The organism is Agrobacterium sp. LMR679 (assembly GCF_027157905.1).
GTDB lineage: Bacteria > Pseudomonadota > Alphaproteobacteria > Rhizobiales > Rhizobiaceae > Agrobacterium > Agrobacterium leguminum.
Genome location: NZ_JAPVOJ010000002.1, coordinates 1,754,312 through 1,778,177 on the forward strand (window position 1 = coordinate 1,754,312; position 23,866 = coordinate 1,778,177).

Annotated in this window: 24 protein-coding genes and 2 pseudogenes; 11 read left to right on the plus strand and 15 right to left on the minus strand. The window is 60.9% G+C overall.

Going from position 1 to position 23,866, the window contains the following annotated elements; translation table 11 throughout:
- Positions 1–83 precede the first annotated feature (83 nt).
- The 4 genes and pseudogenes from O3W47_RS19160 to O3W47_RS19175 form a co-directional block, all read right to left on the minus strand.
- Positions 84–523 (minus strand): annotated as a pseudogene (locus O3W47_RS19160) (NUDIX hydrolase).
- 299 nt (positions 524–822) lie between these two features.
- Positions 823–1,569, minus strand: a complete 747-nt coding sequence (locus O3W47_RS19165) for an HAD family hydrolase (RefSeq protein ID WP_269314386.1) — start codon at positions 1,567–1,569, stop codon at positions 823–825.
- The gene (locus O3W47_RS19170; protein WP_269314387.1) at positions 1,566–2,912 is read right to left on the minus strand and encodes a glycosyltransferase family 4 protein; all 1,347 of its coding nucleotides are present in this window, start codon (positions 2,910–2,912) and stop codon (positions 1,566–1,568) included. The genes O3W47_RS19165 and O3W47_RS19170 overlap by 4 nt, the downstream gene beginning before the upstream one ends.
- Positions 2,913–3,015: 103 nt before the next feature.
- Positions 3,016–3,789 carry a FadR/GntR family transcriptional regulator gene (locus O3W47_RS19175; RefSeq protein WP_269314388.1) on the minus strand — a complete coding sequence of 258 codons (774 nt, stop codon included), beginning with the start codon at positions 3,787–3,789 and terminating at the stop codon, positions 3,016–3,018.
- Positions 3,790–4,084: 295 nt separating this feature from the next.
- Here O3W47_RS19175 and O3W47_RS19180 point away from each other — a divergent pair, with 295 nt between their 5' ends.
- Positions 4,085–5,359 carry a DUF3422 family protein gene (locus tag O3W47_RS19180; RefSeq protein WP_080817722.1) on the plus strand — a complete coding sequence of 425 codons (1,275 nt, stop codon included), beginning with the start codon at positions 4,085–4,087 and terminating at the stop codon, positions 5,357–5,359.
- Between the two features lie 179 nt (positions 5,360–5,538).
- Here O3W47_RS19180 and O3W47_RS19185 read toward each other — a convergent pair whose 3' ends face one another.
- A complete protein-coding gene (locus tag O3W47_RS19185; RefSeq protein ID WP_137002943.1) occupies positions 5,539–6,438 on the minus strand; it encodes a LysR family transcriptional regulator in 900 nt (299 codons plus the stop codon).
- A gap of 110 nt (positions 6,439–6,548) precedes the next feature.
- Between O3W47_RS19185 and O3W47_RS19190 the strand changes: the two are divergent.
- From O3W47_RS19190 to glcF, 3 genes and pseudogenes are all read left to right on the plus strand, one after another.
- Positions 6,549–7,973 (plus strand): annotated as a pseudogene (locus O3W47_RS19190) (FAD-binding oxidoreductase); the annotation flags it as partial.
- A 246-nt stretch (positions 7,974–8,219) separates the two neighbouring features.
- Complete coding sequence (gene glcE / locus O3W47_RS19195) at positions 8,220–9,434, plus strand: glycolate oxidase subunit GlcE (protein ID WP_269314389.1); 1,215 nt, start codon at positions 8,220–8,222, stop codon at positions 9,432–9,434.
- Positions 9,435–9,437: 3 nt separating this feature from the next.
- Entirely contained in the window at positions 9,438–10,739 is a 1,302-nt protein-coding gene (glcF, locus tag O3W47_RS19200; RefSeq protein ID WP_269314390.1) for a glycolate oxidase subunit GlcF, read from the plus strand.
- A 225-nt stretch (positions 10,740–10,964) separates the two neighbouring features.
- On the opposite strand, the gene O3W47_RS19205 is transcribed toward glcF, so the two are convergent.
- Positions 10,965–11,624: an outer membrane beta-barrel protein gene (locus O3W47_RS19205; RefSeq protein ID WP_269314391.1), complete on the minus strand. Its 660-nt coding sequence runs from the start codon at positions 11,622–11,624 to the stop codon at positions 10,965–10,967.
- 263 nt (positions 11,625–11,887) lie between these two features.
- Positions 11,888–12,664, minus strand: a complete 777-nt coding sequence (locus O3W47_RS19210) for a L,D-transpeptidase (protein WP_262534847.1) — start codon at positions 12,662–12,664, stop codon at positions 11,888–11,890.
- Positions 12,665–12,900: 236 nt separating this feature from the next.
- Here O3W47_RS19210 and O3W47_RS19215 point away from each other — a divergent pair, with 236 nt between their 5' ends.
- Positions 12,901–13,530: a DNA-3-methyladenine glycosylase I gene (locus O3W47_RS19215; protein ID WP_137452320.1), complete on the plus strand. Its 630-nt coding sequence runs from the start codon at positions 12,901–12,903 to the stop codon at positions 13,528–13,530.
- The gene (locus tag O3W47_RS19220; protein WP_137452319.1) at positions 13,527–13,970 is read left to right on the plus strand and encodes a hypothetical protein; all 444 of its coding nucleotides are present in this window, start codon (positions 13,527–13,529) and stop codon (positions 13,968–13,970) included. The genes O3W47_RS19215 and O3W47_RS19220 overlap by 4 nt, the downstream gene beginning before the upstream one ends.
- A gap of 15 nt (positions 13,971–13,985) precedes the next feature.
- On the opposite strand, the gene O3W47_RS19225 is transcribed toward O3W47_RS19220, so the two are convergent.
- Positions 13,986–15,029: a YeiH family protein gene (locus O3W47_RS19225; protein WP_137452318.1), complete on the minus strand. Its 1,044-nt coding sequence runs from the start codon at positions 15,027–15,029 to the stop codon at positions 13,986–13,988.
- Between the two features lie 81 nt (positions 15,030–15,110).
- Between O3W47_RS19225 and O3W47_RS19230 the strand changes: the two genes are divergently transcribed.
- Complete coding sequence (locus O3W47_RS19230) at positions 15,111–16,028, plus strand: LysR substrate-binding domain-containing protein (protein WP_020812649.1); 918 nt, start codon at positions 15,111–15,113, stop codon at positions 16,026–16,028.
- 51 nt (positions 16,029–16,079) lie between these two features.
- On the opposite strand, the gene copM is transcribed toward O3W47_RS19230, so the two are convergent.
- The 5 genes from copM to relB form a co-directional block, all read right to left on the minus strand.
- Positions 16,080–16,454, minus strand: a complete 375-nt coding sequence (gene copM / locus O3W47_RS19235; RefSeq protein ID WP_127756309.1) for a CopM family metallochaperone — start codon at positions 16,452–16,454, stop codon at positions 16,080–16,082.
- Positions 16,455–16,512: 58 nt separating this feature from the next.
- Complete coding sequence (locus O3W47_RS19240; protein WP_233284723.1) at positions 16,513–16,815, minus strand: hypothetical protein; 303 nt, start codon at positions 16,813–16,815, stop codon at positions 16,513–16,515.
- Positions 16,816–16,952: 137 nt separating this feature from the next.
- The gene (locus O3W47_RS19245; protein WP_127756307.1) at positions 16,953–17,717 is read right to left on the minus strand and encodes a hypothetical protein; all 765 of its coding nucleotides are present in this window, start codon (positions 17,715–17,717) and stop codon (positions 16,953–16,955) included.
- 6 nt (positions 17,718–17,723) lie between these two features.
- Positions 17,724–17,993, minus strand: a complete 270-nt coding sequence (locus O3W47_RS19250; RefSeq protein ID WP_111781272.1) for a type II toxin-antitoxin system RelE family toxin — start codon at positions 17,991–17,993, stop codon at positions 17,724–17,726.
- Entirely contained in the window at positions 17,977–18,204 is a 228-nt protein-coding gene (gene relB / locus O3W47_RS19255) for a type II toxin-antitoxin system RelB family antitoxin (RefSeq protein WP_013635548.1), read from the minus strand. Before relB ends, O3W47_RS19250 begins: the two co-directional genes overlap by 17 nt.
- Before the next feature lie 156 nt (positions 18,205–18,360).
- Here relB and hisS point away from each other — a divergent pair, with 156 nt between their 5' ends.
- Genes hisS through hisG form a run of 4 tightly spaced genes read left to right on the plus strand, consistent with a single transcriptional unit; the run spans position 18,361 to position 22,090 of the window.
- Positions 18,361–19,884, plus strand: coding sequence for a histidine--tRNA ligase (gene hisS, locus O3W47_RS19260; RefSeq protein WP_269314392.1), 1,524 nt, complete (start codon positions 18,361–18,363; stop codon positions 19,882–19,884).
- A gap of 4 nt (positions 19,885–19,888) precedes the next feature.
- On the plus strand, positions 19,889–20,257 hold the full coding sequence (locus O3W47_RS19265; RefSeq protein ID WP_269314393.1) for a VOC family protein: 369 nt from the start codon (positions 19,889–19,891) through the stop codon (positions 20,255–20,257).
- A gap of 16 nt (positions 20,258–20,273) precedes the next feature.
- On the plus strand, positions 20,274–21,401 hold the full coding sequence (locus O3W47_RS19270; protein ID WP_137452312.1) for an ATP phosphoribosyltransferase regulatory subunit: 1,128 nt from the start codon (positions 20,274–20,276) through the stop codon (positions 21,399–21,401).
- Complete coding sequence (gene hisG / locus O3W47_RS19275) at positions 21,398–22,090, plus strand: ATP phosphoribosyltransferase (RefSeq protein WP_065654370.1); 693 nt, start codon at positions 21,398–21,400, stop codon at positions 22,088–22,090. The genes O3W47_RS19270 and hisG overlap by 4 nt, the downstream gene beginning before the upstream one ends.
- 62 nt (positions 22,091–22,152) lie before the next feature.
- Here hisG and O3W47_RS19280 read toward each other — a convergent pair whose 3' ends face one another.
- Together O3W47_RS19280 and O3W47_RS19285 are read right to left on the minus strand one after the other, a co-directional pair.
- Positions 22,153–22,599 carry a DoxX family protein gene (locus O3W47_RS19280; protein ID WP_127756301.1) on the minus strand — a complete coding sequence of 149 codons (447 nt, stop codon included), beginning with the start codon at positions 22,597–22,599 and terminating at the stop codon, positions 22,153–22,155.
- 151 nt (positions 22,600–22,750) lie between these two features.
- Positions 22,751–23,185 carry a hypothetical protein gene (locus tag O3W47_RS19285; RefSeq protein WP_080817653.1) on the minus strand — a complete coding sequence of 145 codons (435 nt, stop codon included), beginning with the start codon at positions 23,183–23,185 and terminating at the stop codon, positions 22,751–22,753.
- Positions 23,186–23,866 lie beyond the last annotated feature (681 nt).

Below are 23,866 nucleotides of genomic sequence, written 5' to 3' on the forward strand. Positions count from 1 at the left end.
CTCGCACATCTTTCCAAAAGGAAAGACGATAAAAGCCATGTTGGAAAAACAAACTGCACATTGTCACGTTCGGGGCGGGCGCGCTATTTCGAATGCGTCATCCGCTTGTCGAAAGCGAGCATCAGCGCTTTCAGTTCCGGCTCGTTGACCCGCGTGGTCGCCTCCTGGGGGCTGACCCATTCCAGCCGTCTCGAGTCCCTTTCGGGAAAGCTTTCCTGCATTTCGGAAACTTCGAGCAGATGCACCTGAACGCGGCACGGCACATTGATGCCGCTGTTCAGTTTTTTTCATATTCATAATAACCGAAGGGAGCCTTCTCCACCGTGCCTTTGACGCCGGCTTCCTCATAAGCTTCCTGTTCGGCCACCGCATGGGCCTTCTTGTTGGCCATCGGCCAGCCCTTGGGAATGACCCACCGTCCCGTATCCCTGCTGGTCAGCAGCAGGACTTCCGGCTCCGGATGCTTTTTGGACAATCGATAGCACAGCGCCGCATATTGCTGTCGCGGCGGTCTGCGCAACATCAAGCCAACGTCTGTCGCCAATCGATTCAAAATCTTCAATCCGGATTGATCCTTCTTTGCCGGGTAGTGATAATTGCTAATATAGAGATGCCGTAAGTTCCGCCAATCCCCCTTCACCTATAACCCACTACTGTCTTCACGCTGATGAAGCCTGCGGGCAAAGATGGACATGGTGGATATGCGAACAAAGCTTCGACCGGGTGGTTCCCCGGCCGGACAGCCGATGCGGTAATACTCTCTCCGCCCGCCTTCAAGCATACTGAATGCAAAGCCGCTATGAATTGTAGCCGGGGCTGGTTTTAGTCCGGAGTTAATCCCCAGTGCCGGAGACCTTCGACCACACCGTCCGCTTCCTTCGCAGCCGAGTGAAAGAAGCGCATATCATGATATGCCAGCGAGACGAGCTCCGGCAGGGCATTGCCCACGATCACGCCGCGAATATTCTTTAGCTCAAACATCGCCCGATCGTTGCCAGTATCGCCCGCAACCACTGATTCGTCGAGGCCGATGCGTAGTTGTCCACATAGCCATGTCAGCGCTGCGCCCTTGTCGGCGGCTTTCGGCAAGATGTCGAGGTCGCGGTCGCTGGAATAGACGATACGGGCATCGATATCCGCCGCCACAAGCGCGGCCTCAATCTCTTCGAGCGCGGCGTCATCGGCGTCATGCAGGAACCAGCTCGATTTCAAGCCGTGCTGGTAACGCTCTTCCTGCATCGTCACACCGGGAATTCCGGCCATGACCTCGGCAATCTTCTGGGGGTCGAAACCGGTGCCCAGGGACTGTGTATAGGCGCTTGCCAGCCCGCTTCGCTTTTTGGCATGCAGCATGGTGCCGACTCCGCCGATGATGTAGTCGGGCTGCGGCAGCGGCACCTCTTCGAGAAGCGCAAGCTGGTCGTCGATCAGCCGGCCGCTGTTGAAAACGAGAAGAGGACGTTGACCGTCCGGCAACGAATGCCAGAAATCGCGGAACCGGCGCGTGGCGTCGTTATCGCCGACGACGGTTCCGTCGAGATCGGTGGAAAAAAGGCGAAGCGGTCTCAATCGCCGTCGTTCCATGGTTCGGCCCAATCGGCTTCTTCCAGAACCGGCATCATGGTCCTGCCCTCCACAAGGGCGAGAAGCTGCTGGGCAATGCCGGTCCATGTGAACAGGCTGCGCGCCTTGTGCGCCCCCATGCGGGAAAGCCGCCCGTAAAGCCGCTCATGCTTGAACGGCTTCATCATGGTGATGCCAAGGTCTTCCTTGTCGAAAGGATCGGCAAACAGCGCATGGCGGCCATAGCTCACGGCCCGGAACAACCCGCCATGGATGGTGACGACGGTGGGCGTGCCGCTCGCCATCGCCTCGATCGCGGTCATGCCGAAGGGCTCGTAACGGCTGGAAAGCACGAAAAGATCGGCGGCGCGATAGATGTCCGGCAGGTCTTCATCCGCGACATAACCGGAAAACGCCACCCTGCCTTCGAGACCGAGCGCTTTCACCCGCTCCTTCAACTGGTTGAGGATCGTGGTTTCCTGCTCGTCCATATTCTCGCCGCCGACGGCCAGATGCAGCCGGGCTTCCGGTTCGCGCTCGGCAAGCACGGAAAAACCGTCGATCAGCAGGTCATAACCCTTGTTGGTCGCAAGCCGTCCAAGCGCCAGCACCGTCTTGCCCTCGAAACCGAAACGCTGCCGGATCATCTGCCGCGTCGCATCGGAAACCGGGAAGAAACGGTTGTCGTCATAACCCGGCGGGATCATGTGGATGTGCTTGCGCTTCAGACCGTAATCCTCGATCAGCACGTCCAGCTGCACCGGTGTTGTGGCGATCACCATGTCGCAGCTGCGGTAGATGATCAGCTCATGCTGGATACGTTCCCGGAAGTTGAATTCCAGTTCGAACGTATCGGCCTTTTCCGGATAGTCGGTTTCCATCTGGCGCTTTTTCCAGATGCCGAGCGAATGCGGCGTGTGCAGATGCGGGATTTTCAGCGCTTCGGATAGCCGCTGCCCGGCGACGCCGGCATCCCAGTAATGGCTGTTGATGAAAGAATAGTTCAGGTCGTTTTTCTTGATGAAACGCAGCGCATTTTCGCACCATTCCATCAGGTGGCGGTGCAGATATTCCTTGGGAATGAAATCCCGTCCGCCGCAGGGAATGCGCACCACGCGGACGCGCTCATCGACCTCATCGAATTCCGGCTGGTCTTCGAAGCGGCGGGTATAAAGATCGACGGTATAACCGAGCTGGCCGAGTTTGCGTGCAAGCTCAAGCACATAAACCACCTGTCCACCGGTATCGGCCGCGCCCAGTGGCGGGTGCGCGGCGACATAGCCATGCGTCGATATGAGAGCTATCCGCGGATAGCGTTCAGTTTCGCTCGTGGTCGTCATGGGTCCCATCTTGGTAAATTTTTCCAATTAACCCGATAAAAAGACCAAAGAGCACAAAAGGTTCCATCAAAACCTGAATAAAAGAGATGCCGTATTGCGCCGGATGTCGTTTTCAGGGGCCGCGCTGCTGCTGCCTCAGACGCGAAATCCGGTCCCATTCCCGCGCCTGGTGCGCCTTGGATGTCGTCTCCACGATGAAGTCGATATGGGCCTCCGCCGCCGCCCTTGCCGCGGCCGCATCGCCGGCGACAATCGCATCGTGGATGGCGATATGTTGCCTCAACACCTCGTCATGGGCGCCCGCGACAGTGAAGATGAGATGGCGATTGTAAAAGATGTCGTCGCTCAGAAGCCGGTAGCAGGAGCGCAACGTGTGCATCAGCACGATATTATGCGCCGCCTCGCCAATGGCGTTGTGAAATTCCACATCGCCCGCAAGCTCCTCTTCGAAACGGCCCGCCTCATGCGCTTCCCGCATTCTGTCCACGATGGCGGCGAGGTTGCGCCTGTCCGGCTCCGTCGCTCGCTGCGCGGCAAGTTCGGCGGTCATGCCTTCGATATAGCGGCGATATTCGAGGAAATCCCGCGTCGCCCGGCTGTGGCGGGTAATCAGCGCGCTCAAGGGATCGGAAAAGACCGGGCCGACAATATCGGCGACATAGGTGCCGCCGCCATGCCGGCTCACCAGAAGGCCACGGGTTTCAAGTTCCTTCAGCGCTTCCCGCAGGATAGGCCGCGAGACATCGAGGCGTTGCGCCAGTTCGCGCTCGCCGGGCAGCCTGTCGCCATCGCGCAATATGCCGTCGAGGATCAGTTCCTCGAAACGTAAGATCACCTCCTGCGATGTGCGGCTGTGCTCGATGCGCGCAAAAAGCGTTTCGTCCATCGCAGAAGTCTCCGGCGAAATCCGCCCCGTATTTCGATGGGGGCAAATTATCAGCGAAGCATCGCACTGGTCAAATATTCTATCCAGTTCCGCGCGAGTGGCGTCTTGTGTACCTGCGGCAACTCGGCATCTGCCTTTCCAAACTGGCTTTTGTTAAAGCAGGCTTGGGGCAGGGTGACGATGGCGGATTTTTGTCGTCAGATGGATCAAAACAATTACATCGGCTTCGATTGCGATGTTTTCATTGTGATCGATGTTTTAGAAATCCGGGATAGGAAGCGGGGACGAAATCGCAATGGCCAAGGGTAGATTTGCTTTCGCAAGCGCGCCGGAAAGATCGCTGGCGCTCGGGGAGGTTCATGCGCGGCCGACGGTGCTTCTCGCACCCTCGCGCATCATCGTCCAGCTCGCCTTCATGATGGATGGCGGTTCGGCCGTGCATCACTCGGTCATCGCGGAAATGTCGCGCAGCCGGGGTGTTGCGCCGCCGGAGCGCGATGCCCGCCACCATGCCATGCCCTGGGGGCAGGGGACCTTGCGCTGGGAGCGGCATACCGAATTTTCGACCTGGTTTTGGGATGGCCCCGCGCCGGAAAAATTCGGCGGCGAGATTGCCGGCGATCCCTTCGGCGACGGCTTTTCGCCGCCCGGCTCGCTGATCTCGGGCGTGCGGCTGGAAATCCGCCCGGAAAATGGCGTGGCGTCTCAGGCAGAGACGATCTTCGAGCCGACCAGCCTCTGTCACAGCGATGTGCGCGACGGTCAGGCGGCGATCCTCACCGATTTCCGGCAGGATCGCGACGGGCTGACGCAGATATTGGTGATCGACCGGGGCCTTACCGATTACAGCCGTGGCGCGCTGGTGCAGCGGCTTCTCGATATCGAGACCTATCGCACCCTTGCCATGCTCGGCCTGCCGATGGCGCAGACGCTTTCGCCCGAAATCCGCCGCATCGAGGATGGCCTGACCGGTATCACCCAGCGCATGAAAAACGGTGCGCGCGACGAGGCCGATGCGCTGCTGGCGGAAATGACCCGGCTTGCGGCCGAACTGGAGGCCAATGCCGCGCTCAGCCTCTATCGTTTCGGCGCCAGCCGCGCCTATGACGGCATCGTGCGCGAACGTATCCGGGCGCTTGCGGAAACCCCGGTGCAGGGCCACGAAACCATGGGCAGCTTTCTGGAACGGCGCATGGCGCCGGCCATGCGCACCTGTCAGTCGGTGGAGGAGCGGCAGGCCAATCTGTCGCGCAAGCTCTATCGCGCCACGGCGCTCGTCCGAAGCTGGATCGATGTGGAACTGGAGCGGCAGAATACGGTGTTGCTGAACACCATGAACAAGCGCGCCGCCATGCAGCTTCGCCTGCAGCAGACGGTCGAAGGCCTCTCGGTCGCCGCCATTTCCTATTATGTCGTCGGCCTCATCGGTTATCTAACCAAGGCGATCAGCCATGATGTGCTGCCGCTGGACCCCGCGGTGGTCACCGGCATCTCAGTTCCCTTCGCGGTTCTCGGCGTCTGGTGGGTGGTGCGCCGCATCCGCCGCTCCCATGCCGAGGGCGGGCACTGAGGGCCAAGTTTCCCTCATTCCTGTTCCCCGGAACGAGCCCGAGGATGTCACAGGAATCCAGCCGACGCGCGTCCGCGTGGCGGGAAGGACTCCTTTCAGCCCAAGGACTTGGGCTGGCTGGATCCCTGTGACAGGCACAGGGATGAGGGAGGATAGGTGGTGCCGACGCGACGCCTGCCTCAACCCTGCTCCCAATAGGGTGAAGGCCCATAGAGCCCGGCCAGATAATCGATGAACAGTCGAACCTTCGCAGGCAGGAACTGCCGGCTCGGATAAACCGCCGAGAGCGTGACGTTTCGGGATCCCTCATAACCCGGTAGAACCTGCACCAGCTTGCCGCTGCGCAATTCATGGCCGATATCCCAGGTGGAGCGCAGCGCAATGCCGAGCCCTGATATCACCGCCTCGCGGATCACCTCGCTGGAATTGGTGATTAGCATCCCTTCCGGGCGAATGCTCATCGCGCCGCCCGGTCCTTCCAGCCGCCAGACATCGTTATTATGGGCCGGCAGGCAGCGGTGCTTTTTCAGATCCTCGATTGTCGCGGGCATACCATGGGCCGCAACATATTCCGCCGAAGCGCAGAGCACGCGGCGCACTGGCGCCAGCCTGCGGGCCACGAGGCTGGAGGAATTGAGATCGGCGATACGGATGGCCAGATCGTAACCACCCTCGATGATGTCGATGAATTCGTCGCTCAGCACCAGATTGACCGAAAGATCAGGATGCCGCTCCATGAAACCCTTCAGATGCGGCGCGATATGCATGCGCCCGAAGGAGGTCGGCGCGGAAATCTTCAGCGTGCCGTTGACCGTATTGGCGCGGCCGGACACGAAATCCTCGGCCTCCTCCAGCCCTTCCAGCACGGCAAGCACCCGCTCGTAAAAGCCCTGTCCCGCTTCGGTCAGCGAGATTTGCCGTGTGGTGCGCTGGAAAAGCCGCGCGCCGAGCTTTTCTTCCAGCCGCTTGATGCGCTTGGAAATGACGGCGGGCGAATAACCAAGCTCCCTTGCGGCCAGCGACATGCTGCCGGAGGCGGCAACGCTTGCGAAGACTTCCAGATCGCCCAGATTCGTCATAGTTGTCCTCGATTGTTTCCAGAATGGAAAAAATCCATAACATTTGATTGCGCCGTTTCAAAGTGGTAAAGAAAGAATACCAGTTGGGAAAATGGCAGGGAGGAGGCGCGGTGACGCAGCCGATCAAGTTTCTGGAGCCGCGCGCGAAAGTCGTCGCCGGCCGCGCCCGCATCATAGCGGACCTCAAGGATATTCTGCCGGCGGACTGTCTTGTGCACGAACCGCGCGAACTTGTGCCTTTTGAAACCGACGCCTTCGTCTCCTATCGCCGCCTGCCGCTGGCCGTGGCGTTGCCGAAAACGACGGAAGAGGTGGCGGCGGTAATGAAATATTGCCACCACTACGGCATTCCCGTCGTGCCGCGCGGGGCTGGCACCTCGCTCTCCGGCGGCGCGATCCCGCAGGAGGATGCGGTGGTGATCGGCCTTTCCAAGATGGCCTCGATCCTCGAACTGGATTTTTATAACCGTACGGCGCGGGTGCAGGCGGGCGTCACCAATCTTTCCATTTCCGATGCGGCCGGCGCGGAAGGTTTCTTCTATGCGCCGGACCCCAGCTCGCAGCTTGCCTGCACCATCGGCGGCAATATCGGCATGAATTCCGGCGGCGCGCATTGCCTGAAATACGGCGTCACCACCAATAATCTGCTCGGTGTGAAAATGGTGCTGGTGGATGGCACGGTGCTGGAACTGGGCGGCAAGCACCTCGATGCTGCCGGCTACGATCTGCTCGCCCTCGTCTGCGGCTCGGAAGGCCAGCTCGGTATCGTGACGGAAGCGACAGTGCGGCTGATCGCCAGGCCGGAAGGTGCGCGACCGGTACTGTTCGGCTTCGAGACGTCGGAGGAGGCTGGCTCCTGCGTGGCCGATATCATCGGCGCGGGTATCATCCCGGTCGCCATCGAATTCATGGACAAGCCGGCCATCGAAATCTGCGAGGCCTTCGCCAAGGCGGGTTATCCGCTGGATGTCGGCGCGCTGCTGATCGTCGAGGTCGAAGGCTCCGAGGCGGAAATGGACGCCATGCTGGCCGACATCGTGGCGATTGCCCGAAAACATGGCGTGAAGACGGTGAAGGAATGCCAGTCGGCCATGGAAGCGGCGGCGATCTGGAAAGGCCGCAAATCCGCCTTCGGCGCAACCGGCCGCATCGCGGATTACATCTGCATGGACGGCACCGTGCCGCTCTCCCAGCTTTCCTACGTGTTGAAAAAGACGAGCGAAATCACCGACCGCCTCGGCCTTCGCGTCGCCAATGTCTTCCATGCCGGCGATGGCAACATGCATCCGCTCATCCTGTTCAACGCCAATGATCCGGAGGATGCGGCCCGCGCGGAAGAGGCAGGCAATGAAATATTGAAGCTCTGCGTCGATGCCGGCGGCTGTTTGACCGGCGAACATGGTGTGGGCATCGAAAAACGCGATCTGATGCGCCACCAGTATGGTGAGGCCGATCTTGCCCAGCAGATGGCGGTGCGGGCGGCTTTCGATGAGGGCTGGCTGATGAACCCTTCGAAGGTGTTTCCGCTGGAGGGAGGGGATGATGGGTGTGAATTTTGTGACGATGGTGGGTGTGGCTTACCCCCTCTGCCCTCCCGGGCATCTCCCCCTCAAGGGGGAGATCGACTCGCGGCGACCTCCCGCTCAATTCTCGAACGGTGCAATTGAAACGATGTGCCAGCCTCTTGCCGATCTCCCCCTTGAGGGGGAGATGCCCGGCAGGGCAGAGGGGGGTATCCCTCGCGCAAACGTCGCTATCCCATGCCCGGAGCCCGCCGCCCCATGCTGACCCCCTACGCAGAAACCCAGGTCGCCGACATCATCCGCGATCACGCCGCGCGTAAAAGCGCGCTGAAAATCATCGGCGGCAACACCCGCTCCGGTTTCGGCAATGCTGTCGCAGCAGATGAAGCACTCTCCTCCCGCGCGATGAACGGCATTGTCTCCTACCTGCCCGCCGAAATGGTCATGACCGTCAAGGCCGGAACCCCGCTCGCCACCGTCGAAGCGGCTCTCGCTGAAAACCGCCAGATGATGGCCTTCGAGCCGATGGATCACCGCCCGATCATGGGCACCGAAGGTGAACCGACCATCGGCGGCGTCTTCGCCGCCAATGTTTCCGGCCCCCGCCGTTATGTGGCCGGTGCGGCCCGCGACAGCCTGCTCGGCATACGTTTCGTCAACGGCAGCGGTGAGGTCATCAAGGCCGGCGGCCGGGTGATGAAGAATGTCACCGGGCTCGATCTGTCGAAGTTCCTCGCCGGATCGTTCGGCACACTCGGTTTCCTCACCGAAGTCACCTTCCGTGTCCTGCCGAAACCGCCTGCGGAAAAAACCGTGGTCGTTTCCGGTCTCGACGATGAAGCGGCGACGCGCATCATGGCGGCGGCAATGGCGATGAGCGTGGAGGTTTCCGGCGCGGCGCATCTGCCGGAAAGCGTTCGTTCCCGTTTCATCGATGGCGGATTGCCGGATGGCCCGGCGACCATCCTGCGGCTGGAAGGGCTTTCCGCCTCGGTGGAGGCGCGCACGGCCAAACTCCTTTCCGTCATGGATCGGGTCGGGCCGTGGGCGCTGCTGGAGGGCGAGGAGAGCGGGCTTTTGTGGCGTCAGGTGCGGGATGTCGCGCCCTATGCCGGACAGGCGGCGAAGCCCTTGTGGAAAGTATCGGTCGCGCCTTCGGTGGGTCATCAGCTTGTCGCGGCGCTGCGCATGGAAGCGGGCATCGACGCCTTTTACGACTGGCAGGGCGGCCTTGTCTGGATGCAGATGGAGGCGGACCCCGAGGCGGATTTGCTGCGCGGCGCGATCCGGGCGCTCGGCGGCGGCCACGCAACGTTGGTGAGGGCGAGCGATGCGGCGCGCGCCACGGTCGCTGCCTTCGAACCCCGCCCGGCGGCGGAAGCCATCCTGTCGTCGCGCATCAGGGAAAAGCTCGATCCGGCGGGCATCTTCAATCCCGGCAAGATGGCCGTGACGATGGAAAGGGCCGTCTGAACCATGCAAACATCCTTCACGCCCGAACAGCTGGCCGATCCGCATGTGGCGGAATCCGAAAAAATCCTGCGCAAATGTGTGCATTGCGGTTTCTGCACGGCCACCTGTCCCACCTATGTCACGCTCGGCAACGAGCTGGACAGCCCGCGCGGCCGCATCTACCTCATCAAGGACATGCTGGAAAACAGCCGCCCGGCCGACCGCGAAGTCGTCACCCATATCGACCGCTGTCTTTCCTGCCTTGCCTGCACCACCACCTGTCCCTCCGGCGTGGATTACATGCATCTGGTGGATCATGCCCGCGCCCATATCGAACAGACATACAAGCGCCCCTTCATGGATAGGCTGATCCGCAATCTTCTGGTTGCCGTCCTGCCTCATCCAGCCCGTTTCCGGCTGGCCCTGCATCTGGCCCGGCTGGCGCGGCCTTTCTCCGGCCTGCTTGCCAAAGTTCCGGCGCTGAAGCCGCTGCAATCCATGCTCGCTCTCGCTCCCGCCGCCGTGCCCGCGGCCTCCGCGTCAACCCGTCCGGGAGAGCGGCCGGCCGAAGGCGAGAAGCGTGGGCGCGTCGCCATCCTCACCGGCTGCGCCCAGCCGGTGCTCGATCCCGGTATCAACGAGGCGACGTTGCGCCTGCTGGCACGGCTCGGCATCGAGGTCGTGGTGCCGAAGGGGGAGGGCTGCTGCGGTTCGCTGGTGCATCATATGGGCCGGGAGGAAGAGGCGCTCGCCTCGGCAAGGCGCAATGTCGATGTCTGGACGCGTGAGATGGAGAGCGGCGGTCTCGACGCCATCATCATCACCGCTTCCGGCTGCGGCACCACCATCAAGGATTACGGCCACATGCTGCGGCTCGATCCGGCCTATGCCGAAAAAGCCGCGCGGGTCTCGGCGCTCGCAAAGGACATCACCGAATATCTCGCCACCCTCAATCTGCCGCAAGGGCAAAATCAGGGTCTCACGGTCGCCTATCATTCGGCCTGCTCCATGCAGCATGGCCAGAAGATCACGCTTGCGCCGAAACAACTCCTGAAGGCGGCGGGTTTTACCGTTCGCGATCCGGCGGAAGGGCATCTCTGCTGCGGCTCGGCCGGAACCTACAACATCCTGCAGCCGGAGATTTCCGCCATGCTCAAGGCGCGCAAGGTGAAGAATATCGAGGCCACCCGGGCGGATGTCATCGCCACCGGAAATATCGGCTGCATCACGCAGATCGGAACCGCCACGGATATGCCGATCCTGCACACGGTGGAGCTGCTGGACTGGGCCTATGGCGGGCCGAAACCGGCGAGGCTTTCGGTTTAGAAACGTCCCGTGGTACTTTCGACTGCGCAGTACCCGAGGCAGCTTTCGCGCACGCACTTTCGGCATCCGTCATGCCGGGCTTGACCCGGCATCCAGCCGGCGCGCGTCGGCGCGACGAGAAGAGTCTTTCCAGCCCAATGACTTGGGCTGACTGGATTCCGGCTCATGGCCGGAATGACGAAGAAAGAGAGCGTCGTCCACGCGGCACGCTCTGGGCCATATCTTTTAGAACTTATAAGCCACACCGAAATTCACCGCATTGGTGATGATATCGGTCTTCAACGAGCCGCCATTGTCGATATCGACGTCGACGAAGGAATAGGTGCCCTTATATTCCACGAAGGTCGACCAATTGTCGGTGATGCGGTAGCTGAGGCCGGCCTGCGCCTGCAGGGTTGCGCCGCCGAACTGGTATTCGAAGGTCCTGCCTGACGGGCGATATACTTCCACATGCGGCACGTTGATGCCGACGCCGGCGCCCACGTAAGGGGTGATCGGCAGCGATTCCAGCGGAAAACGGTAGAGCGCGTTGAGCGTCAGCAGGTTCAGGCCGTCGGTGAATTCGAAATGCGACCAGCCCGAGCGGGCAAGCGTCTGGTCGTCGGCATAGACCTTGTCATGGGTGAAATCGAGCGAAATACCGAAATTCCGCAGCTGGCCCTCATCGAACCAGTAGGTGCCGCGCACGCCCCAGTAAGGCGGGTTGGAAAACGACTTGCCTTCCCATCCGGCCCGGAAATCCGGCCCGTCGGAAACCTTCACATCGCTGTGCGGCGCGCTTTGCCAGCCGCCATAACCGGAAATTTCAAATTCGCCCGCGATTGCGGCAGAGAAGGAAACGCCGCTGAACAGCAGGGCGCAAACAAATAAAGTATGGCGCGGCATGAAGTGAATCCAGATTGATATCAGTAATTCACCAAAGCGTTTTTTGATAACATTTGAATGACAGAAACGAAAAACGGGCGGCCGATTGACCACCCGTTTTAAGGCCGTTCCATCATCCCCCTGAGAGAGGTTCGGCTCCTGGCGTCCCCCGCCAAGTTTCATTCCATTGAATTGAGCCGGATTGTACCGCCGCAAGGCGGCAATTCAAGCGGATACGCCGCCACACCGGCCCTGAAGCGGCCGGAAAGGCTGAACCGTTGCTGTCATATCACAATGACCTTGGTTCCGACGTTGACGCGCTCGTAAAGATCGGTGACATCCTCGTTGCGCATGCGGATGCAGCCGGAGGAATTGTTGCTGCCGATCGTCCACGGCTGGTTGGTGCCGTGGATGCGATAAAGCGTCGAGCCGAGATACATGGCGCGCGCGCCCATCGGATTGGCCGGGCCGCCTTCCATGAAGGCCGGCAGGTAGTGTCCCTTCCTCGCCTCGCGGCTGATCATTTCCTTCGGCGGGGTCCAGCTCGGCCATTCCGCCTTGCGGGTCACCTTGTGGGTGCCGGCCCATTCGAAACCGGGCTTGCCGACGCCGACGCCATACCGCCGGGCCTTGCCATCCGCGAGAACGAGATAAAGGAAACGGTTCGGCGTATCGATGACGATGGTGCCGGGGTTTTCATTGGTCGGGTAGGTGACGATCTGCGGCAGGAATTGCGGCGCGATCTGGGTGCGCACCGGCGCATTGGGGCGGACGGCGGCATTCTGCACCCGTGCCGGGCGCTGCGATGTGACGCCGGAGCTGGGGCGCTGCGGCATCGCGGCCTGGCGCTGCTGGAAGAACGGCTGGCGTGCGGCAGGCGCGCGCGGATAAACCACGGGCCGCACATTGCCGCGACCGCCGAGCTGGGTGACCCAGGGGGCGGAAAGATCCGGGCTGACGACGACGGGCGGGCGCTCGCGATAACGCTCATTGGCCATGGCGGCCGGGGCGGTAAAGGTGGAAACGAGGCTCAGCGCCAGAAAAACGGACTTCATCGTCATCGGGTGGACTCTCTCTGCGGGATGTCGCAACTATGGATTTGCGGGACTGTTCGCCCGCTTTGCCGGACACGTTCGCACCTCGACGCCAGCGAATCGTAAATGGCTGTTCATTAAAAAGCGCTTGATTAGGAAAAGCTGGATTTAAGGTTAGCACCCGGTTTTGAAACGTGGTGAATGAGTGGTAAGTGCGCGGTCTGAACCGGTCACGGGCGGGAGCGGAGAAGGGTGGTTGCGGAATGAGTGAAGCGGGACTTGAAACGGGCGCGGATGGCCTTGTGCGGTGTTTCTGGCAGCAGGGGCTTGCGGATTACAGCCGATATCACGACGAGGAATGGGGTTATCCCGTCACCGATGATCGCCGCCTTTTCGAGAAGATCTGTCTGGAAGGTTTCCAGTCCGGCCTTTCCTGGCTGACGGTTCTGCGCAAGCGCGAGGCGTTCCGTCTTGCCTTCGCCAATTTCGAATTCGAAAAAGTGGCGGAATTCGGTGAGGCCGATATTGAGCGCTGCCTTGCCGACAAGGGCATCATCCGCCATCGCGGCAAAATCGTCTCGACCATCAACAATGCCCGCCGCGCCATGGAGCTGCGCGATGAATTCGGTTCGCTCGCCCGTTATTTCTGGGGTTTCGAACCGGCCGCCGCAGAAAGGCCGCAAAGGCTGGACTATGCGACGTTAAGGGCCAACCCCACCAGCGCCGCCTCCATCCGTCTTTCCAAGGACCTGAAGAAGCGGGGCTGGAGTTTCGTCGGCCCGACGACCGTCTATGCATTCATGCAGGCCATGGGTATGGTCAACGACCATATCGAAGGCTGTCATTGCCGCCAGCCGATAGAGGCCAAGCGGCGGGAGTTTGTACGTCCATGAAGATAACCTCCCTTCTTCTGGCTCTCACCATGACTGTCACCGCCGTGCCGCATGCCTCCTTCGCGGAAGGCCGCAATGTCGACGGTATCTGGCTCGATGACGGCGAAAGGCTGAAGGAAGTGGCGCTGCCGCCGGCGGGGCCGCTGAAGCTTGACGGCTGGACGCGGCGCGGGCGCGGCGATGTCTATCGCCTGAAGGTAAAGGCCGGGCAGACGGTGAAGATCGAGCTTGCCGCCTCCAGCGAATTCGTGCTGATGGCGGTCTTCGATTTTTCAACGCCGGATGAGGACGCGATCTTCTTCAGCGATTCCGAAGGCAAGGTCGCAACCCTGACGCCGAAGGCGGATACGGAGTGGCTGATCCGCCCGACGCTCATCCTGGGATCGCCACGCCGCGGTCTCGGCGCGCATTACACGCTGACGGTCAGCACCGGGACATAACAGCCCACCCTTTGCTTAGGCCGCCTGGGTCAGCACAATCAGGCCGAAACTCAGAACACCAAGCAGCACGAGCGACAGGCTGGCGGCGACGATGACCTTGCCGCCGGCATGGCGAAGGCTGCGAATATCGACCGAAAGGCCCAGCGCCGCCATCGACATGATGGTGAGGATATTGGAAAGCGAGGCGACAGGGCCGATCAGAACCTCGGGAATGAGGCCGAAGGACCGGGCCATGATCATCAGCACGAAGGCGATGATGAACCACGGAACCATCTGCTGCAATCTCAGGCGTTCCGTGCCGGACTGGCCATGGATGACGGAGAGGGCGGCGATGACCGGCCCCAGCATCAGCACGCGGATGAGCTTGACGATGGTGCCGGTCTGCACGGCAATCGCACCGAGCGGGGCGGTTGCGGCCAGAACCTGCGGCACGGCATAAACCGTCAGGCCGGCGAAAATACCATATTGGGTGGCGTCGAGACCCAGAAGCTGCGGCAGAAACGGCATCAGCAGCACGGCCGCGACGCCGAGAACGGCGGTAAACGCAATCGAGGCGGCGACATCTTCCGGCTTGGCGCCGATGGCGGGCGCGGCGGCGGCGATGGCGGAGTTGCCGCAGATGGAATTGCCGCAGGCGATCAGCGTCGCAAGCTTGGGCGGCAGACCGAGCATCCGCCCGGCGGCATAGCTGACGACCAGCGACAGCGCGACGATCAGCGCAATGCCGCCGATCAGCAAACCGCCGGCGCCCTTGAGGATGGAAAGGCTCAGAGATGCACCAAGAAGCGCCACCGCGATTTCGAGCAGGGTCTTGGCGCTGAATTTGATGCCGGCCGAGGCGACGGCGGGCAGCGATACCACCGAACGCAGCAGCGTACCGATCAGAATGGCGAGCACGAGATCGCCGAGCCATGCGTGGCCTGCAAGCCGCACCTGAAAGCGCTCCGCCAGAATGGCGGCGCAGCTGACGGCCGCGCAGATGAGAATGCCCGGCAGAAGCGGGGTAAGCCAGCGGAGCGAAAACTGAAAGGGATGGGTAAGGGTGCGATGGTGTGCCATGGCCAGACAATGCCGTAGCCGCCTGTTTTATTCTATCAAATAATATGGCATATATTATTCGATAAAATCGAATGAAAAGCCATGACCTTCGAACAGCTTCGCATCTTCATCGCCGTAGCCGAACGCGAGCACCTCACGAGGGCCGCCGAAGCCATCGGCCTGACCGCCTCCGCCGTCAGTTCCGCCATCAAGAATCTCGAGGCCTTTTATAATGTCGAGCTGTTCCATCGCGTCGGCCGCAACATTGAACTTACCGAAAGCGGCCGGGTATTTCTGGGCGAAGCGAAGGCGACGCTGGCGCGTGTGCGTAATGCGGAATTGATTCTCTCCGAAATGGGCGGGCTGACGCGCGGCGAAATCACCGTTTGCGCCAGCCAGACGATTGCAAGCTACTGGCTGCCGCCGATCCTGATGCAGTTCAAAAAACTTTATCCGGGCGTGACCGTGCGGCTCGATATCGGCAATACGAAAACGGTGACCCAGGCCGTGCTCGACGGTCTGGCGGAGGTCGGTTTCATCGAAGGCAGGATCGACGAGCCGGCCTTGATGGTGCAGCCCGTCGTCTCCGACAAGCTGCTGGTCGTCACCGGTTCGGCCCATCCTTTCGCCGATGGCCGTTATCTCACTGCGCTCGATATGCTCTACGGCACTTCATGGGTTCTGCGTGAACAGGGTTCCGGCACCCGCTCCGCCTTCGAGGCGGCGGTGCGGCAGATGGGGGTGGACCCGGGCGAGCTTTCCGTCATGCTCGAACTGCCCTCCAACGAGGCGGTGGTGATGGCGGCGCGCTCCGGCGGCGCGGCCACGGCGGTTTCCGCCTCCGTCGCCTCGCTGTTTCTGCGGCAGGGATTGCTTGTCCGAGCCGGCATCGATCTGCCTGCCCGAAACTTCGCTTTGCTGCGCCACAAGGAACGCCATACCAGCCGGGCGGCCATGGAACTGGAGCGCCTTAGCCGTGCGGCTTCGGAGGACTATAAGGCCGGTCTCGCGGGGTTGTAACCTTGTGGGGGGGAGCGCCAGCCGGCGCTCCCCGTTTGACAATTGCATCAATCACTTGCCCTTGGACTTCAGCCAGGCCTTCATCATGGCGATCTCGCCTTCCTGCGCCTTGATGACCTCTTCGGCCAGCTTGCGGATTTCCGGGTCCTTGCCGTATTCGAGCTGGACCCTGGCCATATCGATTGCGCCCTGATGGTGCGGGATCATGCCGCGCACGAAATCGACATCGGCATCGCCGCTATAATCGATGGCCATATCGCCATGCATTTTCTTGCTGGCTTCCATGAACGCCTTGGTGGAAGCGCTGTCGCTCATGGTGCCTTTTGACATATCGTGTCCGGCATGGCCGCCCGCTTCCTGTGCGAAAAGCGGCACGGCGAAGACGGTTGCGAAAGCAGCGGCGAGAGTGATGGTCTTGATAGACATGGATTATCCTTCCTGTGTCTGGCGGATTTTTCGAAGATGGGTCTGAAAAAATCTGGGGTCAGGCGCGGGGAGGCGGCAGCGGCGGCGCGAAGGCCTTGCCGTCAAAGACGATGCCGCGTTGCGGCTTGGGATAGGCGAATGCCACCCGGCCGCTATCGGCGAAGATCGTTCGGGGAACCACGATCAGGCAGGCAGCGCAGGAGCCGGGATGTGCGGCATCGCCACCATGCGGGCAGCAACCGCCCGTGCCGGCTCCATGAGCCCCATTCTCCGCATGCGCTTTAGACCCGTCATCGCGATCAGCGGCTCTATGCGAATGGGCATCGTCATGTTTCATCGGCGACTGTGAGGAAGCTGCCATGCCCGTAGCCGTCGGCATGCTCATCGCCATCTGCGCCGGCATTGCGCCGTATAACAGGCAGGCAAGGAACATCAATGTGCGGACCACCTGGGACATGGTGTGAATTTACCGCCGCAATTATGGAATAAGCATGACGATCAGGTCAGTTCACGCGCGATGACGTGATGCACGATGCGGTAATCCCTGCTTTCCTCGCCAAACGGGGCAAGCGGCCATTCCCATGCGGCGGCGGGGGCAGGAAGCTCGATGCCATGCAGCAGGTCTTCGTGCTGGTGCAGGTTGCCGTCCTTGCCGATGATGTCGAAGGAGGTGTCCGTTATCAGGCAGGCCTTGCAGGGCAGGCCAGCCAGCGCTTCCAGATGGGTGTGAATGAGCTTCGGCAGAAGGTCGTCCGGGGTATCTGCGATCTTTTCCCGCTCCAGCCGGTAGCGTGCGCCGGTGCCGATCTGTGACAGGAGATTGGCCGATACCACGAGATCGAGATAGGGCACCCGCCGCAGGAAATCGAGCGGTTCCGCCGGCCGGCCGGCGAGAACATCGTCAAAGCCGGAAAGATCGCGGTTGGCGATGCGGACATTCTTTTTGGCATTGAGGCGCAGCTTCACCTGCACGCTGGCAAGATGCACCAGATCGACCAGCACGACGGTATCGAACATCGCCACCAGCGCATCATAGGGCACATCGCGCAACAGGCCAGACCCCAGTACGACGGCCGTTCGCCGCTGCTTCAGCTTTCTCGCCGATTGCAGAACGAATTGCCGGCTGTTGTTTTCATGCTCCGCCCAGGCTTTGGCGCAGCGGTTGGCGCGCGCCCACAGGTTGACGGAATAGCGGATATGCGGCCGGAATTCTTTCGGCGTGACCGCGCGCGTGGCGGCATATTGCAGGGCTTCGAGGATCATGAATGCCTATCGGTAGATTTCACGGCGATGGCCGATTTCGACCACCAGCACGACGAGCTTGTGATCCTGTATATCGCAGATGATGCGGTAATCGCCCACCCGGTAGCGCCAGAAATTTCCGAGCTCGGAGCCTTGCAGGGCGGCGCCGGTCTGCCGTGGATCATCCAGTGCCGCCAGTCGTTCATGGAGAAAGCTACGGATACGCCGGCGCGTTTCCGGATTTATCTTGCGCATCTCTTTCTGGACAAGCGTGTGATATTCAATTGTCCAGATCACGCCAGAACTCCTCGGCGCTTACAACCTTCGATTCTCCACGCTGAATGCGCCGCGTTGCCTCTTCAGCAAGATAGAGATCCTCCATATCCTCGATATGTTTCTCGATCGCCTCGCGGATGTAATAAGCGGATGTGCGGCCGGTGCGCTCGGACAGCGCTTTCAGCCGCTCATAGGTTTCATCAGGCAGGCGTATGGCCGTCTGTTTGCTCATGGGTCGCGTCCTTCCCGATCCGAATTGGGATACATGTATCCCATATAGCCCGCTTGGCCGCAGCGGCCAGTAAAACCGGAGCCTTTGCGGCTTGCCGCACCGGGCTTCATCCTCTAATACACCGGCTTGATTTCAGGAAAATATCGGATCGGCCCCATGAGCGAAAAAGCAAAAAAGCCTCAGAAACTGAAAGCCCGCCTGCCGCGCGGCTTCGTGGATCGCTCGGTTGCCGATATTCATGCCACCAATGAGATGATCGAGAAGATCCGCAGGGTCTATGAGCTTTATGGCTTCGATCCGGTGGAAACCCCGCTGTTCGAATATACCGATGCGCTCGGCAAGTTTCTGCCGGATAGCGACCGGCCGAACGAAGGCGTGTTTTCGCTGCAGGACGATGACGACCAGTGGGTGAGCCTGCGCTACGATCTGACCGCGCCGCTCGCCCGTCATGTCGCGGAAAATTTCAACGAAATCCAGCTGCCCTACCGTACCTATCGCGCCGGTTACGTGTTCCGCAATGAAAAGCCCGGCCCCGGCCGCTTCCGGCAGTTCATGCAGTTCGATGCCGATACCGTGGGCGCCGCCGGCGTGCAGGCAGATGCCGAAATGTGCATGATGATGGCCGATACGCTGGAAGCGCTCGGAATTCAGCGCGGCGACTATGTCATTCGCGTCAACAACCGCAAGGTGCTCGACGGCGTCATGGAAGCCATCGGTCTCGGCGGCGAGGACAATGCCGGCCGTCGTCTCAACGTGCTGCGCGCCATCGACAAGCTCGACAAGTTCGGTCCTGAAGGCGTGAAGCTGCTGCTCGGCCCCGGCCGCAAGGATGAATCCGGCGATTTCACCAAGGGTGCTGGTCTTGGCGAGGAGCAGATCGAAAAGGTGCTGTTTTTCGTCGGCATCAAGGATTATGCGGCAAGCGCCGACGATCTGGCCAAACTGGTCGCGGGCACCTCGAAAGGCGAGGAAGGCGTTGAGGAACTGAACATCATCGGCGCTCTGGTCACCAGTGCCGGTTACGATGCGACGCGCATCAAGATCGACCCCTCGGTCGTTCGCGGCCTCGAATATTACACCGGCCCGGTCTATGAAGCCGAGCTGAGCTTCGACGTCACCAATGAAAAGGGCGAAAAAGTCGTATTCGGCTCTGTCGGCGGCGGCGGCCGTTATGACGGCCTCGTTTCGCGCTTCATGGGCCAGCCGGTTCCGGCCACGGGCTTCTCCATCGGCGTTTCGCGCCTGATGACGGCTTTGAAGAACCTCGGCAAGCTCGGTCAGGTCAAGCCGCTTGCACCGGTTCTGATCACCGTCATGGACGGCGATGTGGAAAGCATGGGCCGTTACCAGCGCTTCACGCAGGCGCTGCGCGCCGAGGGCATCCGCGCTGAGATGTACCAGGGCAACTGGAAGAAATTCGGCAACCAGCTGAAATATGCCGACCGTCTCGGCTCCCCCATCGCCATCATCCAGGGCGGTGATGAGCGTGCCGAAGGTGTGGTGCAGATCAAGGATCTGATCGAAGGCAAGCGCCTTTCCGGCGAGATCGAGGACAATGCCAGCTGGCGCGAGGCGCGTGTGGCGCAGGTCAGCGTACCGGAGGCCGATCTGGTGGCGAAGGTTCGCGAGATTCTGGAGCATCAGGCAGAGGACGTTCGCCGCGCCGCCGAAGGGCGCTGAAGCCATGGCGATCCTTGCGCTCGGCCATGTTCAACTGGCGATGCCGGCTGGCCGCGAAGATGAGGCGCGCGCTTTCTATGGCGGCCTGCTCGGCTTTGCGGAGCAGGCAAAACCCGCCAATCTGGCCGCGCGCGGCGGGTGCTGGTTCAGCCGGGGTTCGATAAAACTGCATCTCGGCGTCGAGCAGGATTTTCGCCCGGCGAAGAAAGCCCATCCGGCCTTTCTGGTCGATGATATGGCAACCTTGCGAAAAACACTTGAAACAGCAGGCTGCCATGTGGTTGAGGATGAGCCGCTGGAAGGGTATCACCGGTTTTATGTCCATGATCCCTTCGGAAACCGCATCGAAATGATGCAGCCGCTCGAACCGTGACGAAAAGTACCGCTCCATGCCCCTGATCGACATGCCGGAATTTTCCGGAGAGCTACTGGAAGAATTCGCCGCGCGCCGCACGAGCCGTGTGAACACGCCGGTCATCCAGCCCGCCGAACCGTTTCTGGATATGGCTGGCGAGGATTTGCGCCGCCGTATCTTCATGACGGAGAGCGAAACGGGTGAGAGCCTGTGCCTGCGCCCCGAATTCACCATCCCGGTCTGCCTGCGCCATATCGAGACGGCGACCGGCACGCCGAAGCGTTATTCCTATCTCGGCGAAGTCTTCCGCCAGCGCCGCGAGGGTGCCAACGAGTTTTATCAGGCCGGCATCGAGGATCTCGGCGATACCGATATCGCCGCCGCCGATGCTCGTGCCGTCATTGACGCCACCGGCATTCTGCAGCGCCTGCTGCCGGGCCGGGCGCTTGCCGTCACGCTGGGCGACCAGCAGGTGTTCGAGGCGGTGGTTGCCGCCCTTGGCCTGCCGCTTGGCTGGCAGAAGCGGCTGGTGCAGGCCTTCGGCGATATGGCGCAGCTCGACGCGCTGCTGGAAAGCCTTGTGCATCCCAAGCCGATGACCGGGCTGGATGCCCGCGTCGCTGGCCTGCTGGCGACGGGCGACGAGACAGTGCTGGTCGATTATCTCGATACGGTGATGCAGGAGACCGGCTATTCCACCAATGCTAGCCGCTCGCCGCAGGAAATCGCCCGCCGCCTGCGGGAAAAACTGGCGCTTGCCGCCACGCGCCTGCCGGATGAAAGCTTCGCGCTGCTCAAGCAGTTCCTGGCCCTGAAGGCGCCCCTGCCGCAGGCCTCGCAGGTTCTTGCCGATTTTGCCGCAAAGGCGAAGCTGAAACTGGACGGCGCACTTTCGGCCTTCGATAAACGCGTCGCAGCGCTTGCCAATGCCGGTGTCGATCTCGAAACCGTCACCTATGGCGCGGCCTTCGGTCGTCCGCTCGATTATTATACCGGCCTTGTCTTCGAGGTGGTGGAAGCGGGTGGAGACAGCGTTCTGGCCGGCGGCGGCCGTTTCGACCGGCTGCTGACCCTGCTCGGCGCACAGGAAAAAATCCCGGCCGTGGGCTTTTCGCTCTGGCTGGATCGCATCGAAGCGGTGCGCGGGAGCAACAGGCCATGATCACCATCGCATTGCCCTCCAAGGGCCGGATGAAGGAAGATGCCTCCGCCGTTCTGGAACGCGCCGGGCTGAAAGTCGCGGCTGTCGGCAATGACCGCTCCTATCGCGGCCGCATCGAAGGACGCGACGATATCGAAATCGCCTATCTGTCGGCTTCCGAGATCGCCCGCGAGATCGGCGCCGGCACAGTGGATTTCGGCGTGACGGGTGAGGACCTTGTGCGCGAGGGACTGACCAATGCCGATGCGCAGGTTGAATTCTGCGCCCGCCTCGGTTTCGGCCATGCCGACGTCGTGGTCGCGGTGCCGGAAATCTGGCTGGATGTGGACAGCATGGCCGATCTTGGCGATGTCGCTTCGGAATTCCGCGCCCGTCATGGCCGCAGGCTCGCCATCGCCACCAAATATTGGCGGCTGACGCAGCAGTTCTTTTCGCGCCAGCACGGCATTCAGCTTTATCGTATCGTCGAAAGCCTTGGCGCGACCGAGGGTGCGCCGGCCGCAGGGCAGGCGGATATCATCGTCGATATCACCTCAACCGGCTCGACGCTGAAGGCCAACCACCTGAAAATCCTCTCCGATGGCATCATTGTCCGTTCGGAAGCCTGCTTTGTGCGCGCTCGCAAGCCGGAGCATGACGGCGACGCGGCGGTTCAGGAAATCGCCTCGCGCATCAGGGCTGCGGTCTGACGACGTAAACAAAAAGCCGCCGGAGCGATCCGGCGGCTTTTTTATTGGTCGATCTGTCTGGCTCAGGCGTGGGCCACAGCCGTGCCGCGCTTAGCGTCGACGGAATAGGCGCCGGGGCCGAAGGCGGCAAGCAGGATGTAAGCGCCGGCAAGGGTGATGTTCTTCACCATCATGATGCCGTTCAGTGTGTTGATCCAGCCAAGAGCCGGCTCAGGCCAGCCGGGAACGGCAACGGTACCGCTGTGGAAAACCAGACCGGTGAAGACGCAGAAGACGGCAAGCGCCCAGGCAGCGATTTTGGTCTGGAAACCAGCGAGAATGGCAAGACCGGCAACGAGTTCGAACAGGCCTGCGATATAGGCAAGCGCGGTTGCGGCGGGCAGGCCGGCGCCCGTGATCATGCCGGCCGTACCGGCCGGATCGACGAGCTTGCTGAAGCCCGACGTGATGAAGATGAAAGAAAGCAGAATACGGGCGATGAGAACGAGAACGTTCTGGCTGCTGGACATGGATATCTCCGGTAAATAATCGGCGTGTCGCCGGTTGAACTGCAATGTCTGAAGATATCAATGACCGAAAATCATTCGCGCCGAAAGATGAACAATAGGAGACGAATTGTCTTCATATGGTGAACGAACATCCTGGGTCCGTTGGCTATGTTCAGGCGGCGAAGCGAATATCCTCAAGGCGCGGAAACAGGAAAAGCCCTGATATGCGCCCTTGCTGCCCGTCTTCGAAGCCGGAAGATTCACCCATGCAGATGACCGGCTGGCGCATCGCCGGCAAGATGGAGAGGCCGGTTGAAAAACAGAAACGTGAGGGTGCAGTGGAGACCTGCTCGAAAAGTTCCAGAACGCGGGCGTGGTCAGCGCGGTCGTAACAGCGGACAAGGCTGAGCAACCCGCACTCGCCCGGCGGCAGGCCATGCATGAACGACGCGTGTTCGCCGAGCCGGATGACGCCACTGGAAAGATCGCTGCTCCACTCCTCCGACATGAAGAAATGCGACAGGGTCCGGGGATCGGGCGTGGTCGTCAGCGCCGCAGGCAGAGCATCGTTGCGTCTTGATATTTCAAACAAATCGCGCCCCCGCATGAACACGTGCCAGCGCCGCCACTTCAAGCGCCACTGCCAGGTTGAACCTTTACCGCCACCCGCAGTCGAACGTGTTTGCCAGGCATCGAAACCCCTTCGATGCTGGCCGCCCCGTCGCGGAACCCTTACGGGGGGTGACTTATAGTTTATTTTCCCCTACCTACAACAACCAGCCAGTGAGAAAATCAAAAATATTATGTATTTCTTCTTCAAAATCGCGAGACTTGCGAAAAAGCACAACTAGATAGCGCACTTATAAGCCGGTCTGAGTGGAAGCCGGCCCCGTATTGGGTGGTGATTCGCTCTTGAACGTGCCCCATTATTGCATAGGGCCGCAAAAAATAGCCGGATAAAATCATGCCTGTTCCAAAACGGGACAATACACGAACCCTTCCGCTTTCGGCCTTCAGAATTGTGCAACCTGTTGATTTCATGAAGCATCTCTCGCGAGAGCGCTGACGTCATCCTTGGGCCTGTCCCACTGCCGTCCGATTTAAATTCCGGACGGGCGGCAGCCTTTTTAAACGTAATGGAGGGTCAACATTCCCTCGACGTCAACCTCGGCCCTGTGCCGAGGATCTAATCACGTCGAATAAAATCAATCGGTTGCAGATCCTCGGGACAAGCCCGAGGATGACGTCGGCATGATTGGCTTCGGCACGGCATGCCCGAAATAATAGA

Excerpts from the sequence above, each read along its gene's own strand:
- glcF (WP_269314390.1), top strand. The coding sequence starts at position 9,438 with ATGCAAACATCCTTCACGCCCGAACAGCTGGCCGATCCGCATGTGGCG.
- hisS (WP_269314392.1), top strand. The coding sequence starts at position 18,361 with ATGAGCGAAAAAGCAAAAAAGCCTCAGAAACTGAAAGCCCGCCTGCCG.
- O3W47_RS19280 (WP_127756301.1), bottom strand. The coding sequence starts at position 22,599 with ATGTCCAGCAGCCAGAACGTTCTCGTTCTCATCGCCCGTATTCTGCTT.
- O3W47_RS19185 (WP_137002943.1), bottom strand. The coding sequence starts at position 6,438 with ATGACGAATCTGGGCGATCTGGAAGTCTTCGCAAGCGTTGCCGCCTCC.
- O3W47_RS19170 (WP_269314387.1), bottom strand. The coding sequence starts at position 2,912 with ATGGGACCCATGACGACCACGAGCGAAACTGAACGCTATCCGCGGATA.
- O3W47_RS19245 (WP_127756307.1), bottom strand. The coding sequence starts at position 17,717 with ATGATCCTCGAAGCCCTGCAATATGCCGCCACGCGCGCGGTCACGCCG.
- O3W47_RS19210 (WP_262534847.1), bottom strand. The coding sequence starts at position 12,664 with ATGACGATGAAGTCCGTTTTTCTGGCGCTGAGCCTCGTTTCCACCTTT.
- O3W47_RS19215 (WP_137452320.1), top strand. The coding sequence starts at position 12,901 with ATGAGTGAAGCGGGACTTGAAACGGGCGCGGATGGCCTTGTGCGGTGT.
- glcE (WP_269314389.1), top strand. The coding sequence starts at position 8,220 with ATGCTGACCCCCTACGCAGAAACCCAGGTCGCCGACATCATCCGCGAT.
- hisG (WP_065654370.1), top strand. The coding sequence starts at position 21,398 with ATGATCACCATCGCATTGCCCTCCAAGGGCCGGATGAAGGAAGATGCC.
- O3W47_RS19285 (WP_080817653.1), bottom strand. The coding sequence starts at position 23,185 with ATGCGGGGGCGCGATTTGTTTGAAATATCAAGACGCAACGATGCTCTG.
- O3W47_RS19240 (WP_233284723.1), bottom strand. The coding sequence starts at position 16,815 with ATGGCAGCTTCCTCACAGTCGCCGATGAAACATGACGATGCCCATTCG.
- O3W47_RS19270 (WP_137452312.1), top strand. The coding sequence starts at position 20,274 with ATGCCCCTGATCGACATGCCGGAATTTTCCGGAGAGCTACTGGAAGAA.
- O3W47_RS19220 (WP_137452319.1), top strand. The coding sequence starts at position 13,527 with ATGAAGATAACCTCCCTTCTTCTGGCTCTCACCATGACTGTCACCGCC.
- O3W47_RS19230 (WP_020812649.1), top strand. The coding sequence starts at position 15,111 with ATGACCTTCGAACAGCTTCGCATCTTCATCGCCGTAGCCGAACGCGAG.
- relB (WP_013635548.1), bottom strand. The coding sequence starts at position 18,204 with ATGAGCAAACAGACGGCCATACGCCTGCCTGATGAAACCTATGAGCGG.
- O3W47_RS19225 (WP_137452318.1), bottom strand. The coding sequence starts at position 15,029 with ATGGCACACCATCGCACCCTTACCCATCCCTTTCAGTTTTCGCTCCGC.
- copM (WP_127756309.1), bottom strand. The coding sequence starts at position 16,454 with ATGTCTATCAAGACCATCACTCTCGCCGCTGCTTTCGCAACCGTCTTC.
- O3W47_RS19180 (WP_080817722.1), top strand. The coding sequence starts at position 4,085 with ATGGCCAAGGGTAGATTTGCTTTCGCAAGCGCGCCGGAAAGATCGCTG.
- O3W47_RS19205 (WP_269314391.1), bottom strand. The coding sequence starts at position 11,624 with ATGCCGCGCCATACTTTATTTGTTTGCGCCCTGCTGTTCAGCGGCGTT.
- O3W47_RS19175 (WP_269314388.1), bottom strand. The coding sequence starts at position 3,789 with ATGGACGAAACGCTTTTTGCGCGCATCGAGCACAGCCGCACATCGCAG.
- O3W47_RS19265 (WP_269314393.1), top strand. The coding sequence starts at position 19,889 with ATGGCGATCCTTGCGCTCGGCCATGTTCAACTGGCGATGCCGGCTGGC.